Annotated in this window: 13 protein-coding genes and 1 pseudogene; 10 read left to right on the forward strand and 4 right to left on the reverse strand. The window is 44.0% G+C overall.

Features of this window, described 5'->3' with window-relative positions:
• Positions 1-42 precede the first annotated feature (42 nt).
• The 8 genes from R7P35_RS18835 to R7P35_RS18870 all read left to right on the forward strand — a co-directional run bounded on the left by R7P35_RS18835 (position 43) and on the right by R7P35_RS18870 (position 7,722).
• Positions 43-1,302, forward strand: a complete 1,260-nt coding sequence (locus R7P35_RS18835) for a dicarboxylate/amino acid:cation symporter (RefSeq protein WP_005376774.1) — start codon at positions 43-45, stop codon at positions 1,300-1,302.
• A 156-nt stretch (positions 1,303-1,458) separates the two neighbouring features.
• Positions 1,459-2,643, forward strand: coding sequence for an acyl-homoserine-lactone synthase (locus R7P35_RS18840; RefSeq protein WP_047103307.1), 1,185 nt, complete (start codon positions 1,459-1,461; stop codon positions 2,641-2,643).
• Positions 2,636-5,176, forward strand: a complete 2,541-nt coding sequence (locus R7P35_RS18845; RefSeq protein WP_047103309.1) for a hybrid sensor histidine kinase/response regulator — start codon at positions 2,636-2,638, stop codon at positions 5,174-5,176. The genes R7P35_RS18840 and R7P35_RS18845 overlap by 8 nt, the downstream gene beginning before the upstream one ends.
• Before the next feature lie 111 nt (positions 5,177-5,287).
• Entirely contained in the window at positions 5,288-5,530 is a 243-nt protein-coding gene (locus R7P35_RS18850) for a hypothetical protein (RefSeq protein WP_005376770.1), read from the forward strand.
• Between the two features lie 199 nt (positions 5,531-5,729).
• Positions 5,730-6,293 carry a septation protein A gene (locus R7P35_RS18855; RefSeq protein ID WP_005376769.1) on the forward strand — a complete coding sequence of 188 codons (564 nt, stop codon included), beginning with the start codon at positions 5,730-5,732 and terminating at the stop codon, positions 6,291-6,293.
• A 225-nt stretch (positions 6,294-6,518) separates the two neighbouring features.
• Positions 6,519-6,914 (forward strand): acyl-CoA thioester hydrolase YciA, encoded by a 396-nt coding sequence (yciA, locus tag R7P35_RS18860; RefSeq protein WP_005376768.1) that lies wholly within the window; start codon positions 6,519-6,521, stop codon positions 6,912-6,914.
• Between the two features lie 115 nt (positions 6,915-7,029).
• A complete protein-coding gene (locus tag R7P35_RS18865; RefSeq protein WP_005376766.1) occupies positions 7,030-7,326 on the forward strand; it encodes a YciI family protein in 297 nt (98 codons plus the stop codon).
• Positions 7,327-7,329: 3 nt separating this feature from the next.
• Positions 7,330-7,722, forward strand: a complete 393-nt coding sequence (locus R7P35_RS18870) for a GspS/AspS pilotin family protein (protein WP_005376765.1) — start codon at positions 7,330-7,332, stop codon at positions 7,720-7,722.
• Between the two features lie 133 nt (positions 7,723-7,855).
• Here R7P35_RS18870 and metE read toward each other — a convergent pair whose 3' ends face one another.
• On the reverse strand, positions 7,856-10,138 hold the full coding sequence (metE, locus tag R7P35_RS18875) for a 5-methyltetrahydropteroyltriglutamate--homocysteine S-methyltransferase (RefSeq protein WP_047103313.1): 2,283 nt from the start codon (positions 10,136-10,138) through the stop codon (positions 7,856-7,858).
• A gap of 281 nt (positions 10,139-10,419) precedes the next feature.
• On the opposite strand from metE, the gene metR reads away from it, so the two are divergent.
• Positions 10,420-11,331, forward strand: coding sequence for an HTH-type transcriptional regulator MetR (gene metR, locus R7P35_RS18880; RefSeq protein WP_005376763.1), 912 nt, complete (start codon positions 10,420-10,422; stop codon positions 11,329-11,331).
• Between the two features lie 21 nt (positions 11,332-11,352).
• Here the strand turns inward: metR and R7P35_RS18885 are convergent, their stop codons facing one another.
• The 3 genes and pseudogenes from R7P35_RS18885 to R7P35_RS18895 all read right to left on the reverse strand — a co-directional run bounded on the left by R7P35_RS18885 (position 11,353) and on the right by R7P35_RS18895 (position 14,959).
• Complete coding sequence (locus tag R7P35_RS18885; protein ID WP_005376762.1) at positions 11,353-11,553, reverse strand: DUF4250 domain-containing protein; 201 nt, start codon at positions 11,551-11,553, stop codon at positions 11,353-11,355.
• A gap of 152 nt (positions 11,554-11,705) precedes the next feature.
• Positions 11,706-12,416 (reverse strand): hypothetical protein, encoded by a 711-nt coding sequence (locus R7P35_RS18890; RefSeq protein WP_005376761.1) that lies wholly within the window; start codon positions 12,414-12,416, stop codon positions 11,706-11,708.
• Between the two features lie 86 nt (positions 12,417-12,502).
• Positions 12,503-14,959 (reverse strand): annotated as a pseudogene (locus R7P35_RS18895) (EAL domain-containing protein).
• Positions 14,960-15,384: 425 nt separating this feature from the next.
• Between R7P35_RS18895 and R7P35_RS18900 the strand changes: the two are divergent.
• Positions 15,385-17,718 (forward strand): YgiQ family radical SAM protein, encoded by a 2,334-nt coding sequence (locus R7P35_RS18900; protein ID WP_205461175.1) that lies wholly within the window; start codon positions 15,385-15,387, stop codon positions 17,716-17,718.
• Positions 17,719-17,876 lie beyond the last annotated feature (158 nt).

Below are 17,876 nucleotides of genomic sequence, written 5' to 3' on the forward strand. Positions count from 1 at the left end.
GTGGGTAATTTTAGGATTTTACATTTTATTAGCACAGAGGTTATGGAAGTGTTAAAAGAAAAGAGTTTGCTAAACAACATTGGCGTACAAGTCGTAATCGCCATGATCGTGGGCACAGCCGTTGGTGCCATGATGGGTCATGATGCGACAGTGTTCGCTCCTTTAGGTGCTATCTTTATCAACTTAATCAAAATGTTGGTTATTCCTTTGGTCGCTGTAGCCTTGATTTCTGGCGCCGCTGGTCTTGGGAACAGCCAGTCAGCAGGTAAAGTTGGCATCGTCACTCTAGGTTATTTTGGTTTAACATCCGCCCTAGCCGTTGCGCTTGCACTATTTATGGGTGAAGTATTCCAACCAGGCATGGGTATCGACGTCTCTGGCGTTGAAGGCATGTTCTCAGCAGAATACGCTTCAAAAGGTGAACTACCTACTTTCTGGGCAACCATCACTGGTATGATCCCAACCAACGTTTTCCAATCACTAAATGAAGCAAACATCCTACAGATCCTCGTTTTCTGTATGTTCTTTGGTATTGCGATTTCTAAGCAAGCAAAAGAGCGTCGTGAACCAATCATCAATGGTGTTAACTGCATCGTTGACGCAATGGTTTGGATGATCAACAAAGTAATGATCATTGCACCTATCGGTGTATTTGGTCTGATGGCAGAAGCCGTCGGTACGTTTGGTTTTGGTGCGCTAATGGTGGTGTTTAAACTGTTCGTTGTTTACGTTGCCGCCATCCTAATCTTCGGTTTCGTTGTTTACCCAGCAATGGTGCATGTTTTCACGAAGACATCTGCGAAGAAATTCCTGTCTTCAATGAAGAAACCGCAAGCAGTTGCGCTTTCAACAGCGTCCTCTATGGCAACACTGCCTGTCACAATGGACACCTGTGAAAAAGAGCTGGGCGTAAAAAATTCAACTGCATCATTTGTTCTGCCTCTAGGCGCAACGATCAACATGTCAGGTAATGCAATTTACTATGGCTTGGTTGCGATCTTCTTTGCTCAACTGTTCAATATCGATCTAGGCATGGGCGCTTACATTGCAATTATCGTAACGTCTACATTAGGTGCGGTTGGTCAAGCGGGTGTTCCTGGCCCTTCTTTCCTTGTGGTTGCCGTACTTCTTGCCGCTGGCATTCCAATTGAAGGTCTACCGCTGCTATTCGCTCTTGACCGTATTTTCGATATGATTCGTACAGCACTGAACATCACAGGTGATGCTGCATGTGCAGTTATCGTTGATGCGCTAATTGAAGAAGAAACGGCAGAAGCTGAGCTAAAAAAGCAAGAAGCCTAACCCTTTCTTGAATAGACCAAAAACCGCTCATAATGAGCGGTTTTTTTGTCTTTTCTTGCATTACGTAACTATACAAATAGAAACCGATGGCATAAATTTTTCAAAATGATATAAACCATTACAAAATATAACAAAACGTTAGAACTAGGTTATATCATGAGTCTTGAGCAATCTTTGGAATATCTCACCAAAACAAATTTGCCGATCGAATCAAAGCAGCAGGCACTGGTTGACTCAGTTATTCTTACCCTAACGAAACAAAAACGAGATGCTCTTTTTCAACAGGTTGCTCTGTATCGAATAAAACTGCTTAAATCTCTCTTTCCTAAACACGCATCAAAAAGTCTTTCTGCACTATTTGAGTTAATGGATTATCGAGATTTAGTGCAACAGTATCCGACAGGTTTCTCCAAAGAGATTCATTTACTTGAACAACTTGCCGCAGATTGTTACCCGCATTGGATGGTTTTCTGGTGTCAATGCGAGATCGAAGCAATCAAGCAAAAATATCCTTCAAACGAAGCTGCAATTCCTACTCCGCTTCCGTTTGACGACCACAGCTATACTAGCGTGTTAATTGAAGATATCGCAGATTGCGATCTTGAGGTAATGCTGCCAAATCATGCAGCGTTAATGCCGATTTCCGAAGCGATCACACTGAGTAATCTTGAGCTTTTCGTCCAAACTGAACAATGGTTTGAAATCTTGCCTCTTTTATCACTCTCGCAAAAAGGGCAGCACTTTGCGCTCTTGCTCAAATCGTCATCTTCACCAATCTTGGTCTCCTCCGCTTTAGTGCAAAGCTGGCATCAACGAAATAACTGGCTCAGTTACTCACCACAGTTTAGTAACGAACAATGGCAGTTTTGCTTTCCTAATCATGGGTACAGTGTTCTCAATCAACTGGGTATTTTGGAGTGTCGTGCTCTAACTCCTGAGCACACTCTTGTTGGGTTTGATGCTCAGTTTCAATCTCATGTAAAGAACACTGAAGCGGTTTGCGAAGTACTGCGTCTTACGGTGGGAGGCAACATTCAACAAAAGCTGTATTTTTTGTATCTGGCGCAAAAAACTATGATGAGCGAGCTCTATAAAGCAGGCTATAAGCTCGGCTTTACCATTATTGAGCAAGTGTTTATGTTAAATTTCTATCAATCTATTGATTTAAGTGCCTACTTTCACTCAGGATACCGCGACATTAACGGTGACGGTACCAAGACATACCGCGGTTTCTGGAATTTAGGTATGATGGTTGAAGCATTTCAAGACATACAATTTCGCGACTACAAACATTGCGTACGAACAAAAAGAATGGATAAAAAGGTGAATGAGCATGCTTGATGTTCATTTGCACGGTCTCTTTTACCCAAAAGCAATGGCATTGTACGCGACTGTACTAATAGTATTCGCTTGGCTACTGTATTACTGCTATCGCCTAAAACAGAAGAGTGAATCAATCTTAGGCTCGCATCACGCGCCTTACATCGCTTATTCCAGCTGTATCATTGTTTGGATAAGCAGCAACGCCTATTTCCATACCGATTTATTGCCAGAATTAGGCTCTGTTGGTGGCATTTTTATGGCTAAGTTAGCGAACTTAGCGTCTTTTTTCGCCTTTGCGTTTGCATTCTATTTTTCTTGCCAGTTAACCGCAGATGTTAAAAAAACAGCGGTCAAAGTCTGGCAAAAAGTCGTCTTTGTCACACTAGCAACGTATTCACTGTACATCAACTTAGTGCCGAATCTTACTGTCGAAAATGTCACCATTAGTGGTCCAAGCCAGTTCGTCATTGAATTTGGCCCACATACCTCATATTTTTTCATTAGTTTGCTAGCTTTCGTGGTACTAACGCTGCTTAACTTGATTGCCATGCGCGCGAACAGCAGCAAACTCACGCTAGCAAAAAGCAACTATATGATCGCTGGCATTTTGGTATTCATGTTATCTACGGCAGTGATACACCTTGGAATGACGTATTTCCTTGGCGACTTCTCCCTAACTTGGTTACCACCAGCACTTTCAATCAGCGAAATGTTGTTTGTGGGCTATGCCCTACTTACCTCTCGCTTCTACAGCGCTAAATATCTCACGTACTTAACGGTAAGCGCGCTCTTAGTCTGCGCCATTTTTGTTCTGCCGCTAGGGGCGATATTTATTCCTATCTCTGAAGATAACCAATGGCTTGTTGCGGTACCTTTATGTGCGCTTATCGGTATCACTTGGCACTTGCTTTTTAAGCGAGTCAGTCGTTACGCTTCGTATTTTATTTATGGGAAACGACACACTCCCGTTCAGCAAATCCTTGGGTTAGAGGAAGAGTTTAAACGCTCAATAGATGATGCTATGCATCAGTTGGCATCGTTACTTAACATACCAAACAACAAGCTGCAGCTAGTCACTAGCAATTACACAGAAACGTTTTACGAAGAGTACCTGCCGTCAAGCAAGTCAGTTCTCGTGCTTGATGAGTTGTCTGAAGAAATTGATTATGCCTCCTCTTCTAAAGGGTCGATGAGAAAGCTCTACGAGCGCATGCGCTCAAGCAATACTGCGCTCGTTATGCCTCTCTTCGGTCGTGGAAAGTCTGTTACTCACTTACTAATTTCTTCACATAAAATAGATAATAAGCTGTTTTCTAATGAAGAAATCTCAGCTCTGCAAACGTTATTAGTTCGCATCCAGAGCACCATTGAAGCCGATAGAAAGGTACGCCAAAGCCGTGCGCTGGCTAACTCCATTGCACATGAAATGCGTAACCCTCTCGCTCAAGTACAATTACAATTTGAAGCTTTAAAACAACATATAGAGTCAAACGCCTCACTGGATACGCTAAAAAGAGAAATTGATAAAGGTGAAGCCGCTATACAACGCGGTCGACAACTTATCGATATTATTTTACGAGAAGTTAGCGACAGTTCACCAGAGCATGAGCCTTTAGCTCTCACTTCCATACATAAAGCCATCGACCAAGCAGTAAGCCGTTATGGTTTTGAAAACGATCAAATAATAGAGAGAATTAACCTGCCACAGGCACACGATTTTGTCGCGAAGTTAAATGAGACCCTGTTTAACTTTGTCATTTTCAATTTGATTCGTAACGCTATCTACTATTTTGATTCTTATCCCGACAGTCAAATTGAGATTCGTACCCAGACGGGGGCTTACGAAAACATTCTGATCTTCCGAGATAGTGGGCCAGGTATAGATAGCAGTATCTTACACAAGATATTTGATGACTTTTTCTCGTATCAAAAAAGCGGAGGCAGTGGCTTAGGTTTGGGCTATTGCCAACGTGTTATGCGCTCCTTCGGAGGACGAATAGAGTGCCAGTCTGAATTGAACGAGTTCACAGAATTCTACTTGTATTTCCCAGTCGTACCAAACGCACCAAAACCAGAGACATTAAGAGCACCGGACTTTGATAGCTGGAAAGCAACTCCATCACATTCTGAAAATCATTCAGCTCAACACGTACAAGTATCTATAGATGCACCAACAGTGCTCATTGTTGATGACAAAGAGGTGCAACGCACCTTGGTACAGATGTATTTAAAAAGGCTGGGAGTCAACAGCTTACAAGCAAATAATGGAGCCTCTGCGGTAGAACTATTCCACTCTCACAAGATTGATCTCGTTCTTATGGATGTCCAAATGCCGGTAATGAATGGATTTGACGCAAGCCAACGGATTAAGCAAATCACATCCTCCGTTCCAATCATTGCCTTATCTGGTGAGTCTGGAGCTAGAGAGTTGGAGCTAATTTCGAAACTCATGGATGACAGACTCGAAAAGCCCACCACGTTAAATGCACTTCAAGTCGTCATCCAAAGATGGCTACAGAACGAGAATTTTGCACCTTCCAACACTTTTTAATTTGCAAATATAGAACTGGCACTAGATGTGCATTATTGGAGTAAATCGAATTATCCAGAAGGTCAAGCAGGCTGCAAATGAGTAGCGTATGAGCTTGATAAGGAGATCGCCATGTTACTTCATCGACATACATACTACGGCTTGATTCATCATGGAATCAAAACACTGTTACTTGATCGCTTAGGCCACTATACAGAAGAAGAGTATCATCAATATCTGAGCCTGATGACTGGTAAATCCACTTGCTTCACGATGTCTCTCGAAGAGCTAGAAGCAACGGTCGATAACTTACTACGGGAAGGCTATTTAGAAGATGTAAAAACGCTTATTTCCCAATATCAACGTGTGGCTTAAGGTTTAAAACTCTCAACTTTATTGCCGCCTCATCGCGGCAATTTTTATTCCTTCCATATGCTGTTTCGACATGGAAGAAGCTTGCGGGCTGTACGATATACTAAGCGTTACTATTCTTACCTTAACTTCCTCAGTATTCACATCTTGTCAGATTCCGTTAGACTGTCTTCAATTCAACAATTAGGTAGATTTTGCCATCATGAAGCAGATCCTAGACTTTATACCACTCATCGTTTTCTTCGCTTTATACAAGCTGTACGACATCTACGTGGCGACAGGTGCACTGATCGTAGCAACAGCCATTCAGCTTGTCGTCACCTATGCGCTGTATAAGAAAGTCGAAAAGATGCAGCTAATAACATTTGTTATCGTCACTATCTTCGGCGGCATGACCCTTTTCTTCCACGACGACAATTTTATAAAGTGGAAAGTCACCATCATTTACGCGATTCTGGCGATTGGCTTAGCAGTGAGCCACGCATTGGGAAAATCAGCCATCAAAGGTATGCTAGGCAAGGAAATTACGTTACCTGACGCTGTTTGGGCAAAGATTAACTGGGCTTGGGTTGGCTTCTTCTCATTCTTCGCTGGCCTAAACATTTATATTGCTTACGAATTGCCGTTGGATGTTTGGGTTAACTTCAAAGTATTTGGAATGTTGATCGCGACATTTGCCTACATGATTGCGACTGGCTTTTACATTTATAAACACATGCCAAAAGAACAAAAAAATAACTCATCCGATGTGTCCACTGATGATTAAAAACTCAGTTTTGCTATAATCCGCGACTTCACAGCGACCTTAGGGTCGCTGTTTTGCTCCATGTATCAGTAAACCGCTCAAACAACGTACCGTTTTCAGACCATTCTTGCTGCTGTAAACCAACTTTCTCTGGTCCGGTATCTGCGGTTTTTTAAGGACCTTTGGTTCTAGGTATTTACTATGTTGGCGCTTAGTTTGAGCGCCTTTAAGATTTAGGATGTCACAATGAGTCAAGAAATTAGCTCTCCGAAAGGTCAAATGCTGCTTCGTACCCTTGCAATGCCTGCAGATACAAACGCCAATGGCGATATTTTTGGCGGTTGGATAATGTCTCAGCTCGACTTAGCGGGCGCGATTCTGGCAAAAGAGATCTCTTGTGGTCGCGTTGTCACCGTTTCGGTATCAAGCATTACGTTCAAAAAACCTGTTGGTGTGGGCGATGTCGTATGCTGCTACGGCGAATGCACTAAGATCGGCCGCACATCCATGAGTGTCGATTTGGAAGTATGGGTCAAACCCGTCAAAGCTCACGGTGTTGGCGAACGCTTCATGGTTTGTGATGCGACCTTCAACTACGTAGCCATTGACAGTGAAGGTAAACCACGTCCGGTTCAGAATTAGTCAACCTACAACGCTAACAGTTAGAAAGGATCTCACATTTTCTGTTGTTCACTTGTGAGAGACACAAAAAAGGCGTTAAATTAACACTTTACCCTACCAATTAAGGAACTATGCTATGTGGTATGTCATCTTTTCACAGGACGTTGAGAACTCGTTGGAAAAACGCATGAGCGTTCGCCCACAACACTTGGATCGCTTACAAAAGCTACAAGACGAAGGTCGCCTTCTTACAGCTGGTCCGATGCCTGCGATAGATTCTGACAATCCTGGTGAAGCTGGATTTACGGGCTCAACTGTCATCGCTGAATTCGCCTCGCTAGAGGATGCTAAAGCGTGGGCAGAAGCCGATCCTTACGTAGCGGCTGGTGTTTACGATAATGTAATCGTGAAACCGTTCAAAAAAGTGTTTTAATTTATGAAAAAATTACTGTGTCTTTTCTTGGTATTTGGTGCTCTGGCTGGCTGCTCATCAACCGATGATAAGCAGCGCCAACTTGAGCTTATGGCATCAAACCGAGCAGGAGTCTTGTCAGCTGGTCTCCCTTTAGAGTACGGTCCACTGCAAATAATGCGTGTCTCATCCAACAAAAATGTTGTAGAGATGATGATGATTTATAACGATGGCGCCCTCGGTGCAAAGCCGTTAAATCAAGTACTGAATACCAGTATCTATACCTACTGCAGCAACCCAGAAGTTCGCAAGCAAATTGATATGGGCTTGATGTATCGTATTAAGGTACGTAATTCTCGCGGTCAGTTGATGGCAGATGAGTTGGTTTCAGCACAGACTTGTACTCAGGTGAAGTAGCTACAGTAATTTTTGTTGCTTTCGGCATGAGACGATGATTCGCTATTATTGGATAATCTGAAAACGAAAGTTAACAATTAAGAATAGAAAAACGGAGACCACAGTCTCCGTTTTTATTTGCTGTAACGACGTGTTACGCCAGCTCAGCACGGAGCTTCTTCGCCGCTGAAACCAGATTTGCCAATGCGGCTTCTGTCTCCTTCCAGTTTCTTGTTTTCAGACCACAATCTGGGTTTACCCACAAACGTTGAGCCGGAATTTTTTCTGCCGCTTTCTTGATTAAACCTTCAATCCATTCTTCCGTAGGAATGTTTGGTGAGTGAATGTCATAAACACCAGGGCCAATTTCGTTCGGGTAATTGAACTCTTCAAATGCTTTCAGCAACTCCATATTCGAGCGAGATGTTTCAATGGTAATGACGTCCGCATCGAGTGCCGCAACCGAATCAATGATTTCATTGAACTCGCTGTAACACATATGAGTGTGAATCTGAGTTTCTGGTTTTGCACTTGCCGCAGAGACCTTAAACGCATTTACGGCCCATTCTAAGTACGCTTTTTGATCGCGTTTTTTGAGTGGTAAACCTTCTCGAATGGCTGGCTCATCAATTTGAATGATATTGATGCCTGCATCTTGCAGGTCAGACACCTCATCACGCAGTGCCAAAGCAAGTTGCTGCGCAATTTCTTGACGTGTGATGTCTTCACGTGGGAACGTCCAACACAAAATCGTAACTGGTCCAGTCAACATGCCTTTCATCTGTTTGCTGGTTAGCGACTGGGCGTACGTCGACCATTCAACCGTGATCGGTTTTTCACGTTCAATGTCAGCAACTACAATGGCAGGTTTCACACAGCGAGAGCCATAACTCTGTACCCAACCAAATTTGGTCGTTTGAAAACCCGCCAAGTTCTCAGCGAAGTATTCCACCATGTCGTTACGCTCTGCTTCACCATGAACAAGCACATCTAGGTCGAGCGCCTCTTGACGTTTTACTGCGTCAGCAATATGTCCTTTAAGTGCTTGGATATATTCAGACTCAGATAATTGACCTGTACGATAAGCACTGCGCTGAACACGAATTTCACCCGTTTGAGGGAAAGAACCGATTGTCGTGGTTGGCAACAGAGGCAAGCCCAATACTTCAGCTTGATGCGCAGCACGCTCCGCGTAAGGTGCGCTGCGCTCGGCAAGTGACGCAGTAATACTGTTTAAACGTGCTTGAACTTGTGGCTTATTCACATGCGTTGCCGTTTTACGTGCTTTGATTGGCTGGCTGTAGGTATCACAAGCGAGAATCGCATCTTGATCACCATCGAGTGCGCGGCCAAGCAAGGCGACTTCTGTTACTTTTTGTTTTGCGAACGCAAACCAGCTTTTCACTTCCTCACTGAGTTCTGTTTCCTGTTCCAGATCAACCGGGCTATGTAGCAAAGAGCATGAGCTCGCAACCCAAAGGTTGTCGCCCAGTTTTTCTTTTACTGGCTGTAGACGTTCAAGTTGCGCACTCAAATCCGAGCGCCACACGTTACGACCGTTGACCACGCCAGCAGACAGCACCCACCCCTCCGGTAGTTTGGCAACCACGTCGTCAAGCTGCTGAGGCGCGGCAGATAAATCGATATGTAAACCATCCACTGGTAGCTTTACAATTTTGTCTAGCGTATCGCTTATAGAGTCAAAGTACGTCGTTAGCAGCACTTTTACATCGCTTCGAATCACTTGGTACGCTAGCTTGAACGCATCAGCCCATTTGCTTTCTAGCTCCAGTGACAAAATTGGCTCATCAATCTGAACCCACTCAACACCTTGACTTGCGAGCTTTGCCAAAATAGCTTGGTAAGCCGTAAGCAATCGTGGCAGTAGCGTCAGGCGATCGAACCCTTCTTCTACCTCTTTACCTAAGTAAAGATAACTGACTGGACCAAGCAAAACTGGCTTCACTTTATGCCCAGCTTGGGTTGCTTCGTTGACTTCTTCAAACAGTTGAGGCCAACTCACTTCAAATGTATCGTCCTTGCTAAATTCAGGTACGATGTAGTGGTAGTTTGTGTTGAACCATTTAGTCATATCCGATGCTGCAGCGCCCGCACAGCCGCAACCCGCTTGAGATTGACCGCGACCCACTTTGAATAGCGTATCCAAATCAGGGAAACCGTCTGCGTGACGTTTTGGCACGTGACCCAGTAACAACGTGGTCGTCAGTACATGATCGTACCAAGCAAAATCGCCAGCGGTGGTAAAACTCAAGCCAGCATCTGTTTGCGTTTGCCAGTTTTTAGCGCGCAGATCTGCTCCAACCTTTTTAAGCTCTGCTTGATCAATTTCTCCGCGCCAGTATTTTTCCTGAGCGAATTTTAATTCTCGTTTTTCACCGATGCGTGGATAACCTAATATGTGAGTCGTTGTCGCCATGTCCCTATTCCTTTCTCAATTTTGTTCAATTTGTTTGGATCAGAGCATCTTTCGGTAAAGAATAAGATGTCTGGATGGCTAAACTATCGCTCTCATCTGATATTAGAACAACGTCCATTTATTCAACTTGTTTATTAAAAAAATTCATCATGAAGCGACATGATTCGCAAATAAAAACAACAAATAGACGTCTAGACGTTTACATATCCATTTTTTGTCGTTAAGTTATTTACACGATTGCTATTCTGTTCATAGCGAGCAACAAAGGATGAAAGGAATTCATGATAGAGCTAAAACATTTGCGGACACTCACTTCGCTTCGAGACACTGGCTCTCTAACGGCAACAGCGACCGCTTTACATCTCACTCAGTCGGCACTGTCTCATCAGATCAAAGATTTGGAGGCGCGAATTGGAGGGCAACTGTTCCTGAGAAAGACTCGTCCGGTGAAGTTCACTTCAGAGGGAGAAATCCTATTGCGTCTTGCAGAAGATATCCTTCCGAAACTCGCAAGAGCAGAAAATGATTTAGCGAGCTTGAAAGAGGACGTCAATGGCCGATTACATATGGCCATTGAATGTCACTCTTGCTTCCAATGGCTAATGCCTGCACTTAGGGAGTACCAACTTGCTTGGCCTAGCGTAACATTGGACTTTTCCTCTGGTTTTGGCTTTGAACCACTCCCAGCTCTATTGGCAGGCGAACTCGATCTCGTTATTACTTCCGATATCCAACCTCGATCTGAAGTCCACTACGAGCCTCTATTCGACTTTGAAATGCGTTTAATTACCGCAACCAACCACCCATTGGCGGAAAAAGAAATTATTGATCCGCAAGATCTCGCAGATCAAACCATGCTCTCTTATCCGGTTCAAAAACAAAGGCTAGACGTCGTAAAGCACTTTCTTCAGCCAGCAGGAATAGAACCTGCGAAATGGAAGCAAGCCGACAACACTCTCATGTTAGTTCAGATGGTCTCTGCTGGATTAGGGGTGGCGGCACTACCCAATTGGGCGATTTCTGAATTTTCTCGCCAAGGTCTTATTACCAGTAAACCTTTCGGCCAAGGCTTATGGCGTCGCTTGTTTGCTGCAACGCGTCATTCAGAGAAAGAAAAGCGTTACTTACAAGCTTTTTTCGCAACCGCGAGGCTACAATGTAAAAGCCACCTTGACGGAATCAAGGTGGCTTAAAAGATTTGGGTTATGAAAGGCTTAGCGTTGATATGCTTTAAATTGGTTAGTCAATGGATCGTACTGATAACCGAGCATATCAAGCTTGCCGACTACAGACTCTACATCCATCTCATACACTGATACTAACTCGTCAAAACTGTCGCACTCTAAACGTAGCTTTTCGTTGACGATACCTAGCAAAATAGTGCTGTCCAGATTACCTACATTGCTTAAATCCATCGCGACTCTCCTCTTCGACAAGGTATATAAACAAGCGTAGTAGTAATCACGCGAATTTAAAGTGAGTGCGATCTAAAACGTGATCACCTTATACCCAAGCACCAAGAAAGCACTTGGATATAAGCTGTCTAGCTTTGTCTTTAGAATAGAGGTTAAGCCGCGAGAGAGAATAAACCTTGCAGGCTCGTCATCGACGCGAGTGCTAGAAACAAGGCAACGCTCAGTTGCACCTTTTCTGGTTTCTTATGCGTAAAAATATGCCAACACCACACAATAATTGAAGAAATTAGCATAGCTAAAGACAGCAAGATCGGCTGTGTCGCAGCGTTTAGTGTGGCTTCATTTAACTGGTAAGAAGCAAACAACGTTGCGATGACTAATAGCATTCCAGACACAATGCCCGTAACTGGTAAAATACGGTGAAATGCCTGTAATCTGCTGCGAGCTATCGTAAGCAGCAATTGAGAAAATGACGCCCCAAGGAAAAATATCATTAGCGCCATCGCTATCGATGCTGGCCAGCTTGATTGCTCAAATACTTGAATACTCACATACGCAAAGGCCAAACCATTCGCTAAATGCATCGCCCATAGTGGCCCTTTTTCACGCGTTTTCTTGGTTTGAACCTGAGAATAGAAGTAGAAAATAGCAAACACGATCATAAATGCTTCAATGCGAAGTGACGCAACAGCGAGCCACAATACAGCTACTGCAGGCAACATTTTATGAAGACGTCCTCGCTGACCAGGACAAATATCGCCCTTGATTAGAAGCAAAGTTAGTAGCGCTTGTGCGCCAAATAGCATCGGAGGGAAAGTAACCAGCAATTGTTGAATCATGTTGAATGCACGCTCAAAAGTCATTTTGGGGGGCGATAATATCAAATCAACTATCGCCAAACCACCGAAAGTCGGCCCCAAAATGAGCTAAAACGGTAAGACAATTTTATTCACAGAGAAGCAAGATACTTCAACGCGTCTTCCTGCGTTAAAACTCCACGGTACTCTTCTTTGGTATTACACAGTACCCAAGGGAAACGAATCCCGGTTTTAACCAACTCTCGAATAACAGAGACAGGTCAATCCTCATCAACCAACACAAATTCGGTGCTCATTATCTGATTAACAGGACGTTTCCAAATTCGGCTTTCTCGTTCAGTTTCTCGCTCTGTTCCCATCGAAGGCGTTAGGTGTAAATTCACCGTCTCTTTCGTAATTAACCCAACACAACGATTTTCATTGAGAACAACTAAAGGCGAGCTTGGATTCAAATTCATGTACTCCACTGCCAAGGAGAGCGGTTCTCCAGGGTCCATAGACCTGACTTGTTCATGGCTCACAGATTGCAACACATCACTTTGCTTAGACTCAACCGCGATGTCAGAGAACAGATGCTCATAACTGTCCGCTTTATCCATCAAATCGACAGGCACGGCAGCAGAAAATAGAAAGCCCTGCATGTAATCGACACCGATTTCTGCCAATACTTGAAGTTCTTGCTTAGATTCCACGCCTTCAGCAACCACTTTTACATTCATTTGCTGTGCAAGCTCGGTGACCATTTTCACAATGTTATAGCTGGTGCTCCCTTTATGAATGTTCTTAACGAATTTTCGGTCTATTTTCAGTAAATCAAACTGCCCTTTTTCTAGATAAGAAAAAGAAGAATACCCAGTACCGAAGTCATCAATCGCGATCTCAATGCCCTCTTTCCGCACTTCCTCTAGAGATCGAGTATGCTCCTCATCTTGTTCAAAATACGCGGTTTCTGTTAGCTCGATAGTTACTCGCTTAGGGTCTACACCACTGGCTTTAATCAAATCATGCGACCGCTGAAGGATCTGAAGAGAATCCAATTTCGTATTGAGGGAGCGATTGATGGTCACGCCCACTTCCTCGCCATAAATTTCTTGTAAGCGCGGAAAGTGCTTCAACGCAGCTTGGCAGACCACATCATCAAGTGCCGCTATGAGTTCTAGATCTTCAATAATAGCGATCATCTTTTGCGTACAATACGCATCATTTTCATCATAGAAGCGTGCGAGAGCCTCGAACTTAACCACGCTTCCGGTTTGAACGTCGATAATCGGTTGAAAGTAAACGTCCACTAGCCCACTCTCTATTTGCGCCTCCAAAAACGCCTCGAGATGTTGGCGCTTCACTAATTCAGAGTGAAGTTCACTGTCGTAAAAGTTGAAATAGCTGCCTTCACCGGAAATAGAGGACAACATTGCTTGCGCTGCATGTGCTAGCGCTTGTCTTGGTCGGTTCGTATCATAGCCAAGGATTGACACACCAGTTTGGCCTTTAACGATAGTGGCATGCATTTTTGTGCCCATTTCATTTCTAAGCTCATTAAAGAACCCTTTCATGGCAATTTGGATCAGACGAACCGGGCTCAACCATTGACAATGAGGGGTCTGCAAGCATACGACAAACACATCCCGAGATAACTGCCCCGCAATACTGGTGTAGCGACTTCGCATAATAAAATCTGCAAAACCTAATTGCTGTTCAAGCAAGTATCTCTCCGAAAACTTGGGTCTTAGTGTCATAACAATGTTGAGTTCTTTATTTCTGCTTTCATTCGCTAAGGTAGCTAATTGGAGTTCAAATTCTTTCCTCGTCGGTAAAAAGGCAGCCCAATCATGCTGTTGTTCACAACGATTTTTCATCCACAACAACGAAGCAGAAATATCCGTAGAAAATCCGAGATAAAGAATTCGTCCAGAGTGAAACGTAAGTCGGTAAATACAAAGATGATGAGCTTGGTTGCTACCGTTTGCTGTTTTGCTCAGCAAGTTACCACACCAACATCCTTCATCATTAATTTGCTGCCACAGCTGATCATAAAACGCTTGGCTATGGTGAGAGGTACTGAATATATGAGTTTTAAGCCCAACCAGATCTCGGTTTTGATAGCCCATTTGTAACTCAAAGGCGCGGTTACAACCTAAAATGCGCGTATCTTCATCGGCAACTAAAACGCCTACATTTGGCAAATCAAAAATCGTTTCGAGAATTTTCGCTAACTCCTCGCAACCAGTGATTGTTAATTGTGGAATGATAGTGCCTTGGATAATGCGCTTATTGAGCCTTTCAAAACTAATAGTAACGTGCACTAAGTTAACGTTTTTTAGCATCATGCAACAAGAAAACCGCCCCCGTCCGCCAAAGAGTTCCACTTCTAGAATTCGTTGTTTTAGCGTTTCTTGTTGCCCCATCAGCATATGATCAAACAAGTTATTTAGGCTGGTTACTGGCGTACTTATCCCAAATGCCTTTGCCATTCCTTGCTGATCACATTCGAACTCGCGAGTATCAATATCGTAAGACCACTCTATAACAGGAGTTAGACTGGAAGTCGTTTGCATTTTTGGATGCACTGTTGTCGTAGATTCACTCATACCCTAGCCCCTTTTTTTGTAATTAGCCCAAGGCTCAAAATTCACAGTCAATTCGCGACATTCCAGTTGGGACCTGCCGATCCTCTTTATAGATGGATTGTGTCAACGATAAGCCTATCGACTTAGAACTATTTCCAGAGCAGCTCAGCCTTTTGTATTTAATATGCACCAATTTGATTATAGGCTTTACCCCATATAAGCACACCATTGCTTATGCTTTGTATTAAGATTGCGACATTTTTCATGAACCGATCTATAACCATGAGGCTTTCAAGGTGAAATTAGACAGAAAATCGCCGATAGAGCATTGATATTTTTACAAACCAAATAAAACTCGATGAACTAAGCTTGAATAGATGAGTTTGTTATAGATACCTGATAATCAAATCGCTATAATTCGCGCTCCCTGGAACAGAGAGCAAAATATGACCAATAACATCACTCCTATTCATGAGTACAAAAAATACTGGGCAGAGTGTTTTGGTACGGCACCTTTCTTGCCGACCAGTCGCAAAGAAATGGATGCCCTAGGATGGGATAGCTGTGACATTATCATTGTAACCGGTGACGCTTATGTGGATCACCCAAGCTTTGGTATGGCTATCATTGGCCGCCTGCTAGAAGCACAAGGTTTCCGTGTCGGTATCATTGCTCAACCAGAATGGCAAAATAAAGATGCGTTCATGCAACTTGGTAAGCCAAATCTGTTCTTCGGGATCACTGCGGGTAACATGGACTCCATGATCAACCGTTACACCGCGGATAAAAAGCTTCGTCACGATGACGCGTACACACCGAATAACGAAGGTGGTAAACGCCCAGACCGAGCAACGTTGGTTTACTCTCAACGTTGTCGTGAGGCATACAAAGAAGTACCTATTGTTTTAGGTGGTATCGAAGCTAGCCTACGCCGTGTTGCACACTACGATTACTGGTCAGATAAAGTTCGCCGTTCTGTACTGTTTGATGCAAAAGCAGACATCCTACTTTTTGGTAACGCAGAGCGCGCACTTGTCGAAGTAGCACATCGCATCGCAAACGGCGAAGACATCAGCACCATGACCAATATTCGTGGTACTGCCGTGAACTTGCCAGCTGCACCAGAAGGCTACACGGTTATTGATTCTTCTCGCATTGAAAAACCTCGTAAAGAAGCGTTCGTACCAAAGAACCCATACGAAGTAGAAACTCAGTGTGAAACTAAAAAAGACGAGCCAGTTGCACAACCAATCACAATTCGCCCATCACGCCACGATGCTGCGACGACTGCGGTCCGTTTACCTTCGTTTGAAAAGCTAAGAAACGATCGCATTCTTTATGCGCATGCAAGCCGTGTACTGCATTTAGAAACGAACCCGTACTCTGGTCGAGCGTTACTTCAAAGCCATGGTGATCGTGAACTTTGGGTAAACCAAGCTCCAATTCCATTGACGACCGAAGAGATGGACTTTGTGTTTGGCCTGCCTTACGCGCGTGTTCCTCATCCTATGTACGGCAAAGCAAAAATTCCTGCGTACGACATGATCAAGACGTCTGTGAACATCATGCGTGGTTGCTTTGGTGGCTGTTCTTTCTGTTCGATTACCGAGCATGAAGGTCGAATCATTCAAAACCGTTCGAAAGAGTCTATCATCAACGAGATTGAAGAAATTCGCGACAAAGTTCCAGGCTTTACCGGCACAATTTCCGATCTTGGTGGCCCGACTGCAAACATGTACCGCCTGGGCTGTAAAGATCCAAAAGCGGAAGCGAACTGTCGTCGTCCTTCTTGTGTATTCCCGGGCATCTGTAACAAGCTAAACACAGACCACAAACACACGATCGATTTATACCGCGAAGCGCGTAAAGTTGAAGGCGTGAAGAAAGTGATGGTTGCATCTGGCGTACGTTACGACCTTGCGATTGAATCACCAGAATACGTGAAAGAGCTCGTGACTCACCACGTAGGCGGTTACTTGAAGATTGCACCGGAACATACAGAGAAAGGTCCTCTTGATCTGATGATGAAGCCAGGCATGGGTACGTACGATCGCTTTAAAGAGATGTTCGAGAAATACAGTGCAGAAGCAGGCAAGAAGCAGTACTTAATCCCTTATTTTATCTCTGCGCACCCAGGCACAGAAGACGAAGACATGCTGAACCTTGCTCTGTGGCTGAAAAAGAACAACTTCGAATGTGATCAAGTACAAAACTTCTACCCTTCGCCAATGTGTAACGCAACGTCGATGTACTACTCAGAGACAAACCCTCTGAAACGCGTGAAGTACAAAAAACGTGAAGATGTACCTGTAGCAAAAGGTGAACGTCAACGTCGCCTGCATAAAGCGCTGTTGCGTTATCACGATCCAGCAAACTGGCCAATGATCCGTGAAGCCCTAATCAGTATGGGTAAAAAACATTTGATTGGTGACAAACAAGGCTGTCTCGTTCCTGCAGAAGACATTGAAGCACAAACACCTGCGCAACGTCGTAAATCTGGTCGTCACGGGGCAAACCGCTTTGCAACCAAACATACCAAAAACCAACCAGGCTTCGGTGGTCATTTGAACAAACGTTCTGAAGGCGGTTCAAAAGATGGTAAACCATCTGGCAACCGTAACGGTTCGGGTAAAGCTACAGGTGGTCAACGCCCTGCAAGCAACGGCCAACGTCCTAGCGGCAACGGTGCAAACCGCCCGGCAGGTAGCAAGCCGCAAGGCCAAGGTCGCCCACAAGGACAAGGCAAACCAGCTGGTCAACGTAAACCAAAGCGTCGCTAACTCTTTAGCACTTAAATACTAGAAAGGGCTCCAGAGGTAACTCTGGAGCCCTTTTGTTTTGTCGGCTCATTGAGGCATCACTCACAACTCAAACTTTGATTCAATCAATACAAAAAATGGTAAACACCAACCAACTTATTGGAAAAACAAACAATTAT

This window comes from Vibrio sp. Vb0304 (genome assembly GCF_033338995.1).
GTDB classification, from domain to species: Bacteria; Pseudomonadota; Gammaproteobacteria; order Enterobacterales; family Vibrionaceae; genus Vibrio; species Vibrio alginolyticus.

Bases quoted from the DNA above. Each gene is read 5' to 3' on its own strand.
- yciA (WP_005376768.1), top strand. From the start codon at position 6,519: ATGAGTCAAGAAATTAGCTCTCCGAAAGGTCAAATGCTGCTTCGTACC.
- metE (WP_047103313.1), bottom strand. From the start codon at position 10,138: ATGGCGACAACGACTCACATATTAGGTTATCCACGCATCGGTGAAAAA.
- R7P35_RS18855 (WP_005376769.1), top strand. From the start codon at position 5,730: ATGAAGCAGATCCTAGACTTTATACCACTCATCGTTTTCTTCGCTTTA.
- R7P35_RS18865 (WP_005376766.1), top strand. From the start codon at position 7,030: ATGTGGTATGTCATCTTTTCACAGGACGTTGAGAACTCGTTGGAAAAA.
- R7P35_RS18840 (WP_047103307.1), top strand. From the start codon at position 1,459: ATGAGTCTTGAGCAATCTTTGGAATATCTCACCAAAACAAATTTGCCG.
- R7P35_RS18900 (WP_205461175.1), top strand. From the start codon at position 15,385: ATGACCAATAACATCACTCCTATTCATGAGTACAAAAAATACTGGGCA.
- R7P35_RS18850 (WP_005376770.1), top strand. From the start codon at position 5,288: ATGTTACTTCATCGACATACATACTACGGCTTGATTCATCATGGAATC.
- R7P35_RS18870 (WP_005376765.1), top strand. From the start codon at position 7,330: ATGAAAAAATTACTGTGTCTTTTCTTGGTATTTGGTGCTCTGGCTGGC.
- R7P35_RS18885 (WP_005376762.1), bottom strand. From the start codon at position 11,553: ATGGATTTAAGCAATGTAGGTAATCTGGACAGCACTATTTTGCTAGGT.
- R7P35_RS18845 (WP_047103309.1), top strand. From the start codon at position 2,636: ATGCTTGATGTTCATTTGCACGGTCTCTTTTACCCAAAAGCAATGGCA.
- R7P35_RS18890 (WP_005376761.1), bottom strand. From the start codon at position 12,416: ATGACTTTTGAGCGTGCATTCAACATGATTCAACAATTGCTGGTTACT.
- R7P35_RS18835 (WP_005376774.1), top strand. From the start codon at position 43: ATGGAAGTGTTAAAAGAAAAGAGTTTGCTAAACAACATTGGCGTACAA.
- metR (WP_005376763.1), top strand. From the start codon at position 10,420: ATGATAGAGCTAAAACATTTGCGGACACTCACTTCGCTTCGAGACACT.